The 16,539-nt window shown below is 52.0% G+C and carries 14 protein-coding genes; 4 read left to right on the forward strand and 10 right to left on the reverse strand.

Going from position 1 to position 16,539, the window contains the following annotated elements:
- Positions 1–15: 15 nt before the first annotated feature.
- From AC3WQT_RS21635 to AC3WQT_RS21660, 6 genes are all read right to left on the reverse strand, one after another.
- Positions 16–993, reverse strand: coding sequence for a hypothetical protein (locus AC3WQT_RS21635; RefSeq protein WP_492706977.1), 978 nt, complete (start codon positions 991–993; stop codon positions 16–18).
- Between the two features lies 1 nt (position 994).
- On the reverse strand, positions 995–2,515 hold the full coding sequence (locus tag AC3WQT_RS21640; RefSeq protein ID WP_492706979.1) for a hypothetical protein: 1,521 nt from the start codon (positions 2,513–2,515) through the stop codon (positions 995–997).
- 73 nt (positions 2,516–2,588) lie between these two features.
- On the reverse strand, positions 2,589–5,852 hold the full coding sequence (locus AC3WQT_RS21645; protein ID WP_492706980.1) for a DUF6603 domain-containing protein: 3,264 nt from the start codon (positions 5,850–5,852) through the stop codon (positions 2,589–2,591).
- Between the two features lie 41 nt (positions 5,853–5,893).
- Complete coding sequence (locus AC3WQT_RS21650) at positions 5,894–6,415, reverse strand: hypothetical protein (RefSeq protein WP_492706982.1); 522 nt, start codon at positions 6,413–6,415, stop codon at positions 5,894–5,896.
- Positions 6,416–6,433: 18 nt separating this feature from the next.
- Entirely contained in the window at positions 6,434–7,627 is a 1,194-nt protein-coding gene (locus tag AC3WQT_RS21655; protein ID WP_492706984.1) for a hypothetical protein, read from the reverse strand.
- A 24-nt stretch (positions 7,628–7,651) separates the two neighbouring features.
- The gene (locus AC3WQT_RS21660; RefSeq protein WP_492706986.1) at positions 7,652–8,659 is read right to left on the reverse strand and encodes an exonuclease/endonuclease/phosphatase family protein; all 1,008 of its coding nucleotides are present in this window, start codon (positions 8,657–8,659) and stop codon (positions 7,652–7,654) included.
- Positions 8,660–9,069: 410 nt separating this feature from the next.
- Here AC3WQT_RS21660 and ylqF point away from each other — a divergent pair, with 410 nt between their 5' ends.
- Positions 9,070–10,002 (forward strand): ribosome biogenesis GTPase YlqF, encoded by a 933-nt coding sequence (ylqF, locus tag AC3WQT_RS21665; RefSeq protein ID WP_492706988.1) that lies wholly within the window; start codon positions 9,070–9,072, stop codon positions 10,000–10,002.
- Entirely contained in the window at positions 9,999–10,784 is a 786-nt protein-coding gene (locus AC3WQT_RS21670) for an enoyl-CoA hydratase (protein ID WP_492706990.1), read from the forward strand. Before ylqF ends, AC3WQT_RS21670 begins: the two co-directional genes overlap by 4 nt.
- A 1-nt stretch (position 10,785) precedes the next feature.
- Here AC3WQT_RS21670 and AC3WQT_RS21675 read toward each other — a convergent pair whose 3' ends face one another.
- Both AC3WQT_RS21675 and AC3WQT_RS21680 read right to left on the reverse strand, forming a co-directional pair.
- Positions 10,786–11,220: a hypothetical protein gene (locus AC3WQT_RS21675; protein WP_492706991.1), complete on the reverse strand. Its 435-nt coding sequence runs from the start codon at positions 11,218–11,220 to the stop codon at positions 10,786–10,788.
- Between the two features lie 428 nt (positions 11,221–11,648).
- Positions 11,649–12,317, reverse strand: a complete 669-nt coding sequence (locus AC3WQT_RS21680) for a GntR family transcriptional regulator (protein ID WP_492706993.1) — start codon at positions 12,315–12,317, stop codon at positions 11,649–11,651.
- Between the two features lie 344 nt (positions 12,318–12,661).
- Between AC3WQT_RS21680 and AC3WQT_RS21685 the strand changes: the two genes are divergently transcribed.
- Positions 12,662–13,429, forward strand: coding sequence for a PAS domain-containing protein (locus AC3WQT_RS21685; RefSeq protein ID WP_492706995.1), 768 nt, complete (start codon positions 12,662–12,664; stop codon positions 13,427–13,429).
- Between the two features lie 167 nt (positions 13,430–13,596).
- Complete coding sequence (locus tag AC3WQT_RS21690; RefSeq protein ID WP_492706997.1) at positions 13,597–14,739, forward strand: ABC transporter substrate-binding protein; 1,143 nt, start codon at positions 13,597–13,599, stop codon at positions 14,737–14,739.
- A gap of 61 nt (positions 14,740–14,800) precedes the next feature.
- Here AC3WQT_RS21690 and AC3WQT_RS21695 read toward each other — a convergent pair whose 3' ends face one another.
- Both AC3WQT_RS21695 and AC3WQT_RS21700 read right to left on the reverse strand, forming a co-directional pair.
- Entirely contained in the window at positions 14,801–15,739 is a 939-nt protein-coding gene (locus tag AC3WQT_RS21695) for a 4-hydroxyproline epimerase (protein ID WP_492706999.1), read from the reverse strand.
- Between the two features lie 207 nt (positions 15,740–15,946).
- Complete coding sequence (locus tag AC3WQT_RS21700) at positions 15,947–16,501, reverse strand: SRPBCC family protein (RefSeq protein WP_492707001.1); 555 nt, start codon at positions 16,499–16,501, stop codon at positions 15,947–15,949.
- Positions 16,502–16,539: the final 38 nt, after the last annotated feature.

The following is a 16,539-nucleotide window of genomic DNA, read 5'->3' on the forward strand; positions in this document are numbered from 1 at the left end:
CAGTCGCTGGCTTAATTAATTTGATTTATAAAAACTGACCATGCCCACACCCTCGGTCATCTCAAAGCCCATCTCAGCAGAATCGATACTGTTGGGGGCAGTGGTGCCCGGTGGTGGTGCGACAGCGCGGTTAGCTTGCAGAATGAGTTTGGACAAACTGTCCATGCCCAGCACACGCGGCGATATGCTGCGGAAACATGAACTTATATCGGTCGGCGTCACAGTCTGGCTCATGGTGACGCTGTTCGTCGTAGTGCCATTGCTATTGGCAGTAGCATTGCCAAAGGTGTACAGATTCTTGACCGCGGCGGCGGCCTGGCCCCTGACGGTGCAGCCATTCTGGAAACAATCGATACCGTAATGCAGCGCCTGTGGTGCTTCATGTATGTCGACACGGTAGGCATCACCTGCAACCAGACAGATCAGCGTGTCAGACTGTGGCCCCAATTGTTCCAGTCGCAAGATTTGCAGCATGACAGGTGACACGTCTTTTGGTGTGCCACCGAGAGGATAGACATTCACGCCCATGCTCGGGTAATCAAGTACTAAAGAAGAGCGCAAGACAAAGCCGCTGATGACTGTCGAATTGCTCTCGCTGAGTTTGGCCGTAATACCAAAGGCCTTGGCCCTGACTTGAGTAGCGGTGCTCCTGACCTGCGTGGACACCTCGGGCAAGACGGCAGATTGCAAATTCATTTCTGGCGTATCAAGCTGTGTAGTCAGGTTGCGGCCTATACTCATGGCGCCGTCCGTCAGTGCAGAAACCCAGTTACTATCGAGATAAAAAAAGCGCAGGGATTCTGGCGGCAACATGCTTTCATCCGGCACCAGGTAATTGAAGGGCACGCCATGCAGCAAAGCCAGGTTGGCCAGCCAATCCACCAGCACTTGCGGCATGGCAGGATTGGCTAGATTTGCCTGCAGATTGGCGGGACTGGAATAAGCCGTCTGTAAATTCTTTATCAGCGCTGAGCGCGTGTACACGGATTTCATATTAATTCTCAGGATTGAGTGACATGATGGTGCGCTTTAGCAGCGAATTTGAACCATGCGGTGCTGGTGCGCCGACCATGAGTTTCATTTGTTTCGCTTGCGGTGCCAGGTCCAGCGAAGCCCCCAGGCTTTGTTCCAGCATCTGGTCTTCGACGGATTGTTGCACCTGCATTTCCAGATCACGCTTCCAGGTGTAATAGGCTGTTGAGAACGAAGTATCCTGCAAGGCCACCATGCGGCCTATGGTCCATGCGGCGGCGTAAGAAGTGTCAAGCAAACCCGTGGTAGGGTCAAAGATGGTGGCTGCATCGGGCGAGGCTATCGGTACCTGCAACCATGACTGCGTGACCTGGTAAGGTGTCAGCGGGCCACGGTACCATGACACCGTCTGGCCGGACGTGCGCAGGGTTTCATTGAGCGGCACATAGCCCATATTCAATGCCCCGCGTACCACAGCATTGCTGCCCTGGTAGGGCAGGCGCAGATTGGTATTTACAGCAGCTGGTGGCGGTTGCTTTTTCGGGTCATCAATGATGCGATCATTCAGGCTCAGCAACTGGTGGACAAAGGTCGCTGGCTGGCCGGTGCTGAAGAAAGTCCAGGTACTGAGTACTGCCAACCTCAGCGACAAATTTCCATTGTAAGTGTTGCCTGCCGGTGCGCCACCACTGCTGGTACTGGGCAAAAAGTTTTGCAATTCTTCGAGTGACACCAGAAAGGCTACGGTCTTCTTGCCAGTGGCAGGCAGACGGTTGCCAAATACGACGGAGAATGAACCGGTAGGCTCACCTGGGTTTGGTGTATTGGTCGTGGTTGGCTGGTTGATCAGGCTGACTACACGACCATGCGCCATCTGCTTCAAGTCCTCAACACTCGGTGCGATTTTCCAGAACAGGCTCAGAGGCACATCAATGGTCTGGATGGCATCGGTTAATGTCTCACCGGGTTCGAGACCCAATATTGTGGTGGCACCATTGAAGTAGGAATAATTATTCCCGAGGCTGCTGTTCGTGCCAGATGGCAGGGCAGTCTGCGGGAACAGGTCGGCCACACTGCGGGTCGCAGCAGACAGGCTCAGGCTCAAACCTTCAGCGGCGCAGGTGCTGACATCGTCTTCATCGAGCAACATGACCCACAGCCAGGTCGGTACGTCGGCATCGGTATCTGTACCAGCCTCTGGCGGTGAATATGGCAATTGATTGGTCGGGTAACGTACCCAGGGGAAGGTCTTTTGTGAGAACACCACATGCGGCAAGACGTTGCTGAATTCGCCTGAGGCATTATCCGAGGGGAATACAGAGCTGATCACATTACCCGGCTGTGAAATCGCAAAGCGGTCTGCCGTTACCGCAAAGGTATAGCTATTGCTATAGTCTGCACCGCTGACAGCGTTGCCTGCATTGTCGAGTATGTTTTGCCTTACGTTTAACTGATAACCGCCAGCATCCAGGCCAGGCAGGAAATGCTGGATAAAGGATACCTGTTGATGCAGCAAATAGGTTTCATCGTCATTGACAGCCATGTTGATCCACACCTTCAGAAAAAATATTCATCTATACATTATTTGTTGCGCTATTCCAGACAAGCCGCAATTGCTAGGCTGCTATTGCTTCACCCAGCACACCTACCAGTGGCCAGTCAGTCAGGGCTTCTGTCGTGGCCATGGCCGTCAGGTTCAATTGCGCAGGCGTGTAGGTGCCAAAGCCATTGGCCGTCAGATCATCCAGCACGGTATTGCGCTGGCTGCTGACCCAGTTATTCGTCAGCGAGCTGAGTACATAATTCTGGTTCGTCAGCGCTTGCGTACTGGCTCCTGTGACATTGATCTGCAATACTTCTGCCGGGCTGGTGATGGTCGAGGTCACCGTGTAATTCTGGTCAGACTGCTGTGAGGTATAGCTGAAGGTAGTCTGGTTGCCAGCCGTAAAAATCAGCTGTATCAATGGCACATTGTTGACCGTCAACGGGTTGCGCGGCAGGGCCGTGATATTGAAACCCATCAACGTATGTGGCAGCAGGGCCGCAGCATTGGCATCCTTGCTGGCATTCGGGTCACCCCACAATGCGGTATTCGAGTTACCCAATACAGGCTGGATTTGCACTTCATTGATGTAGTCAGTGAAGTTGCCGTTATTATCTGCCTTGGTCAGAGTGACGGTATGAATGGTCTGCACGCCTGACAGCTTCATGGGCTTGACGCTGATCGTCGGATTCCATATCTGTGTGCTTGAGTAAGACTCGCTGGCTGCCACCAGATGCGGCAGGGCTGTGGTGCTGGCGACAGGCATTACATTCGGTATCGTCGTTGTCGTGCCGCTGCCGGTACTCCAGCGCGCCACATTCGACGGTATGGTCGATGCAGTCATGAGCTGGAACTGATTTGGATCGACGATCCAGTCCCAACTACGGCCTTCGGCATCAACGATGTCCTGTTGCAACAAACCAACGGCGACGGATGCAGATGCATTGGTGTCGGTACTTGCATTTGCGCTGGCGGTGCTGAGCTTGGCAGTTTTTGTCATGCTGGCCGATTTCTGCATGCTCAACATACTCATGCTGCGGGCCGACACAGCACTGGCAGAATTCGATGAAGTTGAAGCGCTGCCAGGCAAGAAGTTGTCCGCTACATTCTGCCAACTGACAGGTGCAGGGTTGGGTGCAGAAGAACCGAAGCTGATGGTAAAGCTGACGATGTCGAGATCAACTTCGGCACGGCCACCAAATGAGGGCCCCCAGACCTGCAGATTCGCACCCACGCTGACACGTATCGTGAACAGGCCAAGATCAACCGAGCAACCGACATTGACATAGGCATCTGCCCGATAGACAAAGGGCGCCCAGGCGATCAAAAAGTCCATGCCGCAATTGAACCAGGCCTTGATGGAACCCAGCGAGAAGGTCGCAGAAAACTGCATGCCCGCCATGAACATCGCCGGTGTCAGGGCCAGGTAAGACGAACCCGATGCCTGGAAAGGCCCCAATGCAAAACCCATTTGCATGCGTGGCACGGCAGGGTACCAGGCCGGTTTGGAATAGGCGCTGTTATAGCCGCCCACCGTGACAACGAAATCACCCTTGTGCGCACCACTGAACCAGATATTGAAGGCAAAGCCACCACTGATCTTGACGAAGTCGCCATACAGGTAGGATGCAGGAGTGACCACGCCAGCCACTGCCAGTGCACCACTGTCTGGCGTGAACGAGGCGACGATATCAATCTCTATGTAAGCGAGCGGGCTGCTGGCCCCTTTGGGCAAGGTAATGGAGCAGGAACCCAGCAAACCTATTTGCGTGCTGACGCCAAACGACACCGTGACCAGGGCAAAGGCCGACACCATATTGAAAGACGTGAACTGTATACCAGCCGCCACCCAGTACTGGCCAGGCTGGTTGGTCACAACGGGATTGGTGCCACTGGCCAGTTGCGTCAGTACACTGCTGAAGGCTGCACCGGCATCCGATGGTTGAGCCGGTGCCTTGCCTGGCAACAGCAGGTAACCAGGCAGGGTCGCGATGGTCGGCAGGTTCAACGCATAGTTGACACCAAAACCAAAGGCCAGGCCGGATACATACAGGAAGGGTGGGCCACCCAAAGGAACCTGCAGGTTCGCATAGATGAAGAAGGATGCCGGATTATTATTCTGTGCCGGGGCATAACCACCTATGGCCTTGAAGCCATAACTGGCGACCTGCACGACGACCTCACCAAAATAATTCGTGATGTCGTTCTGTTTGACTTTCAGGAATGCGCCGCCCAGCCTCAGATTGCCGCGCTGGAAATCCATCGCCAGACCATCAAGATCGAAACTGACTGTGTCACCCGCTGGCATACCGGGCAAGGGCAGGGGGAAGGTGATGGACAGGCCTTGCAAGTCCAGCGAAAAACCCCCCATGGAAAATCCGGCAGATAGACCAAACGTCGCTTCACCGCTTTTATAATTCAGGCCGATTTTTTGCAGGTCAACCGGGCCAAAAGTCTTGTTGATATTGATCCAGTTGATGGGGCTGGCTGGCGGGCTGGCTTTGACGCTGCCGCTACCACTACCCTGGTAATAAGTGGCTGGCGCAGTAGAAGCCGGGGCAGCAGGCAAGGCCATGGGCAAAGAGAAATTGCTGACAGCACTATTGCTGCCATCGCGCAGCAGGCCTGCGGTGAAAGCAAACCCTTTTTTATTCAGACTGAAAGTAGTCTGGTCACCTTTCGTATCTATCGCATAGGTATTGCTTTCACGTGAGGTCGGTGAACCTGCCGGCTTTAATGGATTACTGCTTTTCGACACCTGGGGGATATTGAAGCTGACAGGCTTGCCATTATTTTGTGCGGGATCAGCATTGGTATAGCTGAAGCCCAGGTGCTGTAGTGTAAATTCATTGAACACCGGTATGCTGCCGACCAGAGGCAAATCCTTGAATGCCAGGTTGGTATCTATCGAAGCGCCGACCACATAGTTGCTGGTAGTGGAACCACTGGTCAGGATAGTGTCGGCATAAAAGCTGAAGCCAAATTTCTCGGTGCTATCGCCATTCTGATAGATCAGTTCAAACTTGGCTGCCATCCCCATTTCTGTGGTCGTTGCACCAGTGACAGGCTTGGTATAGGTGATCTGCCCGGCCACATAGTCGATGATCGCTTCCAGGTTCAGTTCAGGCGGAAACTGTACATCAACGCCAAACTGCTGGCCGATATAGCTCATGAACTTGCCTATATCAATCGTGGCATCCTGCACCGAACCACTGAAGTTGTAGACAGCGCCGTTCGAGTTGTTTTCCACTTCCGCGCTCAGGGAAACAGGAACTGAACCGATTTGCAGGTTCAGGCCGAGGGTAAGGTCTATGGCAGTATTGGATGTAGTGGGCATGGCGGCGCGGAGTCTGGATTATTCAGGGCTGATCAAGGTGATCAGGATTGACTGCTGGCAGAAAAAGAAATCGCCAGACTTTCTATCTTGAGCCAGTTCGACAAGACAGGCGGCAGGGCAATCAGTCCGACGTCAGGATTGGAACCCTCTACATCAAGATTGAAAGAAAACAGGAATTCCTTGGTCGTCGAATTGAGGCTGAATTCATAAATGTTGACCAGTGTCTGGTTGCTGGAATTGAAATTGGCCGGGTTCATATTGGGGAATGCCTGGCTGATCAGGGCCATGCCGGGATTGCTGGCGACATTGCCACCACCGAGTTTGGTATTGATGAAGTTGATGACGTCACCAAGATAAATCGTGACAGGCGGATCAAAGGGTTCACGGTCCAGCTTGAATAAAAAGCCATTGCTGGCACCTTCCTGCGAATCGCTCTGGCCCAGTACAATTTCTGAAGCCAGTGGTACATCCTGTTCGCCTATGACCAGCGTGGTTTTAAAATTGATCGTTGTACCCATGGTCCGCGCACCTTCGTTTTCAATAGAGGATGGTTCTATATTCATTTGCCACTTATTTGCCACTTACTTGACGTAAGCAACCGCGATACTGAAATCCTTGACGCCAAAACTGTCACTGAACAAGCCGAGGTAAGAGCCGCCGTTCGCAGTGGCATTCATCGCTATCTCGACAGAAAATTCACTGATCGTGCCTGTCGAGGTGTCGGCCACGGTGGCAAAATCAAATGTTTCCAGTGTCAGTTGATTCGATATGCCAGTGTTGAAACTGCCGTCACTCATGAGGTCACAGAGGATTTGCGACACTGGCAGGTTTTGCGGATTTTCGAGCGTGCCAGTGACAGAAAAAGTGGGGTCGGATCTGGTCGGCATCTGCATCGCCAGATCATAACTAAAATCCGGCGGCACACTGGGCGGGCTGGTCTGCTTGTCGTAAGGGTAGAGCGCGATCGTGCCGTTGAGTCCCCAGGTCGGTGTCGGGTTGCTGAGAGGATTGCTGACACTGATCCAGATCGCCAGCGGGTTCAGGAATAGCGCATTCGGATACAGCGGTATATTGACTATGCCTATTGAGGTCGAGACATTATTGACACTGATACTCAGCGAAGGCGTAGTCTTGACATACAGCGACAATTCCAGCGACAGGAGATTCAAGGTCGTGCTGGCCGGGTTGTAGTAATTCGTTGGCAGCGTGGTTGGGAACATGCTGGAAAACTGTGCGCCCGGCACCAGGAAATTCAGGTCGCTCAAACCTATGCCAAAGTTGTCGAACGTGGCACTCATGGTGAACAGGCCATTGCTCATCGGTATCTGCGTGCTCACATTCCCGCTGCCACTGCCTATCTTGACCGTGGTATTCAGATTGAACTGGTCCGTCGTCGGATCGTCATCAACGGTGGCAGATTGCGGCGTGGTGTTCTTGATGGCCAGACTGGCAGCCTGCATAAGCTGACCACCTATGACAGGGATGCAGGCTGCCAGTGCGCTCAGTATCGCGGCATTATTGCTCGACGTCAGATCAATGTTAAGTTCATTGTTCGTGGTCGTGACTGTGCCGGTCATGGGCACGCTGTTCATGCCCAGCATTTTTGACAGCACGGCCATGGACTTGCCAGTCGCCTGCAAATCCAGGTTGGCACTGAAATTTGTGCCGCTGATGGGAGAGCCGGACGGTACATCAAATACCAGCACACTGAGTATGGAATTACTCAGCGCCGGGTAAGTGCTGCCATAGACATCGGTAAATTTCCAGTAAGCCATGCGCTATGCCCCTGCTGTTCTTGGTTAGATGACGTTGAATTCCGTGATGACAGGCAGATGATCTGAGACCGCATTGTAGGCATTCAGTACCGCCCTTCCCCTGGCTGGATACAGATTATTAGGCGGGTCAAAAGTACTGTCCTTGGCTTCACCGATGAGGTCTGCAACTTCTTCCATGCCAGTACCGATGACAATATTTGGTGTTATCCAGAAAATGTTATTGTCATACGGCGCGCTCAGATAGGCAGCTTGCCCTGCCTGGTTATTGTCCAGCCGCTTCCTGACACTGGAGAGTGAATTGTTCTCCAGGTCAGTTCCATAATTGTTCAGGTTGCTGAATGGTCTTACCGTGACACCATTCCCGTTCACATAGCTGTCCGTCGGCTGACAATTAAAGTCACCAAGGAAAAAGGTGTTCTGTACCGCCGCTGAAGGAGTGTTCACCAGTTGCCTGCAAAAATCGATGGGCGGGCGCATCCTGACAGCGGCACCACCATTCGGTGGAGGATCGTGTATGCCGGAGAAACGCATCGTCGTACCCGGTTTTGACAAGACATTGAAGGCGGCGACCAGCGGTGTCCTGCCGGGCAGGAAGGCATCGGTGACGGTATTGCGCTCCAGCGTCAGTGCAGTTGGGTTCAACTCTCTGGTGTTATAGATGAAGCCTACCGTTTCATGCCGCCCTGTGACAACTGGTACGATGTATTGGTAAGTGTATTCCAGGGGATTATGGTTCATGGCGACCACTGCGGCATTCATCGCATCGCGCAGCGCAGCCAGGGTCGGCAGGCAATTGCCTGACACATTACTCCCTTTGCGGGAGCCACCGGTCTTGAGTTCTATGACCACGAACAAGTCAACGGGGGCAGAAGAAATAACGCCTTCCCATTGCTCGGCGCCCATGACGACATTGGTCACATAATCAAGAACGGTATTGCCCATGCCATAGGTCTGGAACAGGGGCTGGAAACTGGTGCCCTTGGTGAGCTTGTTGAGACTGACATTTTTCAGATTCCAGGAAATTACCTTCATCGCTCATCTGCCTATGGTTATGTAAGCTCAAAAAACAATAAAATTCCTACTGCTGTGCCGCTTGCCTATGTCCGTCCTTATACCCGCCTTGTTGCTTGTTGGCACGAGCTTCACCTTCACCCTTTTTCAAGGGTGAAAAACTTGCTTGAATTTCCTGTGGGGAAATGTTTCAGGCGCTAATAAAAACACAACAAATCATGGATTAGAAAAATAGCATCCACATACAAATTAATCAACTGAATTTACAATTCTGGCAAAAATATTAAACATTAATGTCTTTTTGTACATTAATAGCTTAAGCCTGTTTCAGATAAATGCAGGGCTTTTTTGGCATCGCCAGCAAAATCCGGCGCAAGCAGGGCAGAGTTCCGTACAATATCGCTTTGTTTTTGCTAAAAAGAAGAATAAGCATGTCCATACAATGGTTCCCCGGCCACATGAACGCCGCCCGCAAGAAGGCGGCGGAAACCATGGAAAACACCGATCTGGTGATAGAAGTGCAGGATGCCCGCATTCCTCAAGCATCTTGCAACCCCATGGTAGAGTCGCTGCGCAACTTTCGCCAACGTCCATGCCTGAAGATCTTGAACAAGGCCGACCTGGCTGATCCCAATGCCACCAAGGCATGGCTGGATTTTTATAATGCCCAGAAGGGCGTGTTCGCCGTTGCCCTGAGCTGCAAAAAGCCTTCCGATGTCGCCAAAGTACCAGGTCTGGCCCTGAAGCTAGCCCCGCACCGCGGCGTGCCCACCAAGCCACTGCGTATGATGATCATGGGCATACCCAATGTCGGTAAATCGACCTTGATGAATGCCCTGCTCAAAAAACGTGTCGCCAATGTCGGTGATGAACCGGCTGTGACCAAGACCCAGCAGCGCTTGTACCTGGGCAAAAACATGATCCTGACCGACACTCCTGGCATGCTGTGGCCCAAGATAGAACATCCTACTGACGGCCTGATGCTGGCAGCCAGCCATGCAGTTGGTGTGAATGCGCTGATCGAGGAAGAAATTGCGACCTTCCTTGCAGAGCAATTGTTGATCCATTATCCGAAATTCATTACCGAGCGTTATGGCTTTCCGGTCGATGGTATTGATGCGGTCTCCGTCATAGAAGGTGTGGCAAGAAAACGCGGCTATAAGCTCAAAGGTGGCGACTGGGATTATGAAAAAGCCTCACATACGCTGTTGCTCGATTACCGCAGTGGTGCTTTAGGGCGCGTGAGCCTGGAAACACCGGCCAGCCGCGAGCATTTGCTGGCAACCTATGTGCCGCCGGTCTTGCTGGGGCAGGGCAAGAGTGTGCAGACTGGCATGGAGCCAGAACAGGAAGACGCAGAATGAGTACTGCTGCAGACTCACCCTTTGTATTGCGTAGCGACGCAGCAGGTGTCACCACCCTGACACTGAACCGTGGCGAACGCTTCAACCCCCTGTCAGAAGAAATGCTGGCTAGCTTGCAGACTGAGTTCAAGGCCATCGCGCAGGATGAAAGCGTGCGGGTAGTTGTGCTGGCTGCTGCTGGCAAGGCATTTTGCGCCGGCCATGACCTGAAACAAATGCAGGCAAATGCTTCGGAAGCCTATTATAAGAGCCTGTTCCAGCAATGCAGCAAGCTCATGCTGGCTATCCAGAAACTACCTCAGCCTGTCATCGCCCGTGTGCATGGGCTGGCTACTGCGGCGGGTTGCCAACTGGTGGGCATGTGTGACCTGGCTGTCGCCAGCGACCATGCCAGCTTTGCTGTATCAGGTGTCAATGTCGGCCTGTTTTGTTCTACACCCGCAGTCGCCTTGTCGCGCAATGTCTCACGTAAGCAAGCCATGGAAATGCTGTTGACGGGTGATTTTATTGATGCGCAGACAGCAATGCAGCGTGGTTTGATCAATCGTGTAGTCAGCCCTGATCAACTCGATACCTGCGTTGCAGAACTTGCTGCTAGCATCATCGCCAAACCTGCTGTCGCGATCAGCATGGGCAAGCAGTTATTCTACAAGCAGCTGGAAATGGGTGTGGAAGCGGCCTATCAACTGGCTGGACAAACCATGGCTTGCAATATGCTTGATGCGTCGGCACAAGAAGGTGTACAGGCTTTTCTGGAAAAACGCCAGCCTGACTGGTCTTGATTTATTTCTCTTCTTGCTTGTAAGTTCTGAGATGATCGGCAATGACGGCACCGAGTGAGCACCAGACGCCAGCCACAAAGCAGGTGTACAAGACTGTATATGAGGTGGGGAGCTGGGCAGGATTGTCACTATAGGCAAAACTGGCATAGGTATATACCAGCGCTGTGGTAGCAATGCCCAGCAAATACCCATGCATCATTGGCGACTTTTCAGCCAGATAGCCTACCAGCAAGCCAGGCACCACATACTGAGCAAAACCAAAGATGGCCATGAACAGCTGGTTCCCCCATAAACCGCTATCTGTATTCACCAGTGTTGCTGGTGCCATCGAAGCCTTCAGCAGCGCAATAAACACGAAATACAGCAAACCATACACGACGGTCGACAGGGCGATCGCCTGGGTGTTGGGTTTGGAAATAAAAGGGTGGAATGCCATAGGGGCAAGATTATACTCTTTGCTGCTGAAGAATTGGGCACAATTGAGTGTGTTTTGTGCCATTCTTTAAGTGTATCGCTTGCGACCATTGCGCTGCAATATGAACGGCAATCCTGGCAACGTCATTCCAGCGTGCTTTGGGCTGAAATCTAGAGGCGTTCTTGCCTACCGTGTAGCTTGAAATTAAATTGCCCTTCGTGGAGACAAGCCGGGTCTCGGCCCGGCAGCCGAAATACTTTCTTTGCGTCGCCAAAGAACGTATTCAAAGAAAGGCGACCCAGGCGTCGTCGCCCCCTAAAGGGGGTTCCCGTTTGTGCAGTACAAACGGCGTCGACACATGGGAACTGCGGAAAGTCAAAAACAACCCCAACGTCATTACGACCTTGGTTCATATTCTTTTGATTACGGTGTGAGTGCTTCTACCTCACCTACCCAATCACCTTACGCGCAAACGACTCCAGGTAATCCATCAAGCCATCCGCCGCCTTGGCTGCCTGTTCTTCATTGCCTTTGGCAATTGCCTTGGCGACCAGCATGTGGCAGCGGGCGCCTTCTTCTATGTCGCCTTCGTGCTGGAAGGCGTACCAGAAGCGGCGGCATTTGATGATGAGGGGGATGACGGCGGCGACGGCAGAAGGGTTGCGGCAGGCCTCGTGGACTACGTGATCGAGGGCCTGGTCGGCGGCCATGTAGTCGTTGAGGTCATTGCGCTTGGCGGCGACCAGCATTTTGTCGGCGCATTCTATGATGTCTTTGCGGTGTTGCGGCGTGGCGCGGCGGGCGGCGCTGGCGGCGATCAGGCGTTCGATGACGCGGCGGGTTTCTATCAGCGTCATGTGCTCGGCGGCTTCGATGTCGCTGATGATCAGACCGCGTCTGGGCATCTGCTGTATCAGGCCATTTGAAGACATGCGCATCAGGGCTTCGCGTAGCGGGGTACGGCCCAGACCGGTTCTTTCTACCAGTTCAGACTCGACTACGGGTGAGCCGGGTTTTAACTGCAGCGTGACGATCATGCTTTCTATAGCGTCATAGGCAACGTCGGCAGCGCGCAGCTTGGGGGCAAAAGCGGGTGTTTTTTCAGGAGTAGCAAGCATCAGATATCCATGTTCTGTATTTTGTATGGATTTTACCTATTCGTGTACGAATTTTACCTTGTAAAAAGCCAGACTCATCAAATTCTGCGCGTTTTTCTATAACTATCGAAGTTTTTTGATGGATAGCAATATATTCCTGTCTCTAATTTTGCCATGGGCTGTCCTTATTTGCTGATGATTTGCGCAGAAATCGGCATAGGTGTAGATTTTAGACTGGATTTTGAGATAAGCTCCACATTTCTAATATAATTTAAATATATTTATAAATTAAGTTAATTGCAACATAATATTTTTTATTCCTTATTTCATCCCTTTCTCGTCCCTTTGTTTATGGAGTTGATCAATTGACGCTGCCAGCCACCCCCTTTCCCGCGCAGGAAAAACGTCAGCAAATGGCCAGCCAGATGGCGAATGTGTTTTTTTCTGAAAGCCTGTTCGATGCCATGCCGGACATCGTGTTTTTCGTCAAGGATAATGAGGGACGTTATCTGGTGGTAAATCACACTCTCGTCAGGCGCTGTGGTGTCCGGGACAAAGAGGCTTTGTTAGGTAAGAAGGCGGAAGAGGTGTTTCCATCCTCACTGGCAACCAGCTATGCAACACAAGATGCGTTGGTCTTGAGTGGTAAAAAAGAAATCCATGATCAGCTCGAACTGCATCTGTATCCAAACCGTTCTCCAGGCTGGTGCCTGACGCAAAAAATCCCTTTGCGTGACACCCGTCATCAAATCATAGGCATGACCGGCATTTCACGCGACCTGGCCATGCCTGACCAGCGCCATCCTGTATATGCCAAGATTGCTGCAGCGGTAAAGCACTTGCATCAAAACTATACGCAAACTATTGCCATGGCAGACCTGGTCAAACTGACGGGCTTGTCGGTGGCGCAGCTGGAACGTAATTTTCACAAGATATTTTCGCTTACACCCAGGCAGATGATGGTCAAAATCCGCCTGGACGCTGCTTCTTCCTTGCTGGCTGAGTCACAATTAAGCATTACGGATATCGCCGTCGCTTGTGGTTACCAGGATCACAGTGCTTTTTCCCGTATCTTTAAGGCGACAGTCGGCATGACGCCCAGTGAATATCGTGATGTAGTGGTACGTAGCTAAATGCAGATAGATGTTTTCTTACGGCAACTTGATTGTCACTCAAATGACAATCTTTGACGGGGATGTGTTTTATTCTTTGGGCAATGCTTTACAGAAACTCTGTCAGGCATAAAACCAAAATACCTTCTGGCATCTTGCACAGAAGGAAATAAAACACTGGAGACACTATGTTTGTAAAATTAAATCGCTGTAAAGCGATGGCCAGGCTTTTGCTCGTCAATTTGATGTTGTGCTGTAGTGTCAGTGCCTACGCAGATGCGAATGACATCATCATTGGTCAATCGACTGCTTTGACCGGTACCCTGGCAGAACTGGGAGTTGCTCATTCCACCGGTGCCAAAGCCTATTTCGACTACATCAATTCACAAGGTGGCGTGAATGGCCGCAAGATACGTCTGGTCATCCTGGATGATGCCTACGACGCCACTAAATCCATCGCCAACGCGAAGCAGTTAATAGAAAAAGAAAAAGTCGTCGCCTTGTTCGGCATGCTGGGCACACCGGCCAATACGGCGTTGATCCCCCTGCTGGATGAAGCCGGCATAGTCAGTTTTGCGCCAGTGACTGGGGCAGAAGTGGTGCGCAAGCCATTTAATCGCCGCATCTTTAATATTCGCGCTGGCTATGTCACCGAAACCGAAAAAATCATTGACCATCTGAGCGTACGTGGCATCAAAAAAGTGGGCGTGGTGGTTCAGAACAATGCCTTCGGCAAGGAAGGCCTGGCAGGCATAGAGCAGGCAGCCAGCAAGCGCCAGTTGAAACTGACATCTACCGTCAGCGTCAATAGCGATTCATCTGATCTGGAAAAAGCGGTCAGCACCATGGAAGCCGCAGATGTGCAATCCATCATCCTGATCACTGCGGGCAAAGTTTCCAGCGACTTCATCCTGGCGTATAACAAAAAGGTCAAGGGCATGCAGTATTTTGCGTTGTCAGTACTGGCTTCGCAGGCGGGTATCAATGCGCTGGGTAAGGATGGCGTAGGCGTCATCATTTCCCAGGTGTTGCCTTTCCCGTTTTCTGCTACCACGACGCTGGTGCGTGACTATCAGAAAGTCATGAGCAAGATGGGTGTCAAGGAATATTCTTATCTGGGCATAGAAGGTTTTCTGGATGCCAAGGTATTTGTCGAAGCCATCAAGCGCGCTGGCAAGGATGTTAACAGTGAACGCCTGATCACCGCACTGGAAGGCATGGGCCGCACAGACTTTGACGGCTTTATCGTCAACTTTGGCAAAAATAATCACCAGGGCTCAGACTATGCTGAGCTGACCGTGGTGTCGAAAGACGGGCGTTTTTTACGCTAATCCCTGATATGCCGCTTGATTACTGCTGAGTTATCTTTGAGGTCATCAAGCGGCAAACTGCTTAGCGTATGCCCCAGACAAAGGGGTCGCGCTCATCCAGCAATAACTGCGCTTCAGCATTGACAAAGGCGCTGCCACGCAGGCTAGGCAAGATCTTGCCATCTTCTGCATAGCGGTAGCTGGCTTCAAAGACGCTGCCGAGTATGCTTTCCTGACGCCAGACCTGGCCTTCTTCCAGTTTCTTATCCGCTGCCAGGCAAGCCAGTTTGGCGCTGGTGCCGGTACCGCAGGGTGACCTGTCATAGGCTTTGCCGGGGCACAACACAAAGTTCTGGCTATGGTTGTCGGTAGACATGGGTGGACCAAATAATTCTACATGATCGATCAGGGCACCGTTTTCGCCAGTGATGCCTTGTGCTTCCAGTGCTTTGCGGACGCGCCAGCTGAAGTCTGTCAATTGCTCAACGTTTGACAAGCGCAGGTCTTGTCCATGCTGATTGATCAAAAAGAACCAGTTACCACCCCAGGCGATATCGCCACTGACCTGGCCATGTCCGGCAACATCAATTTGCACCGCCTGGCGATAACGGTAGGCGGGTACATTGTGCACTGTCACCGTGTTGTCGGCATGCAGCTCTGCTTCCACGATACCGACCGGGGTTTCTATCTTGTGCTTGCCTGCCTTGATCTGGCCCTGGTAGGCGAGAGTAACGATGAAACCTATCATGCCGTGGCCGCACATGCCCAGATAACCGACATTATTGAAAAAAATCACACCAGCCGTGCAGGATGCATCATGCGGTGCGCAAGCGAGTGCACCGACAATCACATCCGAACCGCGTGGTTCGCAAACAGTCGCTGAACGATAATGATCAAATTTGTCACGGAATACCTGCAAACGCGTAGCCAGGTCACCCGCGCCCAGGTCGGGGCCGCCATCAATAATAATGCGCGTAGGTTCACCACCAGTATGTGAATCAATGACCGAGATTTTTTTCATGTTTTTGCCAGTGTGGAATGTGTTTGCTGAGGTTTGCTGAATCAGATTGTTCGAGGTAAAGGAAGCCTGATTCATCAGGGAATACTTATTGGCGTCAGCTTAGGCAAAACTACGGTAGCTGTCTTGACACAAATTCAGCAGGCGTGCGACGAAATCAGCATAGCCATATTGGCAATGCTGATCCAGGTTCAGAGAGGTGATATACGCTCAATCCACCTTGCCGGTATTTGCGAAATTCTTGTAGCGCGTGATTTGTTCGCCCAGCATGCCATTCACCATAGGGGCCATTTTTTCAAAGCCGCCCAGCATATAACCACCTACGCTATAAGTCAGCACCAGTTTGCTCAGAGCCGGGCTGTTCTCAGCTGCTTTTTGCGGGATAAAATCCCAACTCATGCTGCCAGCCAGGCCGTGTGCCTGCATGGGGCCTAGTGCGCCTGACATGCGCAAGGCTTTGCCAGAGGCAGCATGCACTACGCTCATATGCTGTACGCCGCCCCCGTTAGGGTATTTCTCACAAAAACAGCCACCTGGCCGGGCATCAATGCTCAGGTTCCTGGTGTTATGCGTATAAGTGTGTGAAGGGTTCCACCAGTTGCCGACATTGACTAAAAGCTCATAGGCTTCTTCGGGTGGTATATTCAGTGATACTTCATGACGTATCTGGAAACCATTACTACTTATATTGACAACTTCTGCCGTCGCCGGGGTACCCAGGCCAAGGAGGGCAGAGGCGGCGAAAATGCGCAGGCAAGGGTTCATCTGTAACTCCTTTTTGGTGGGCCATCAAATTCAGGACG

This window comes from Undibacterium sp. FW305-107, from assembly GCF_058788535.1.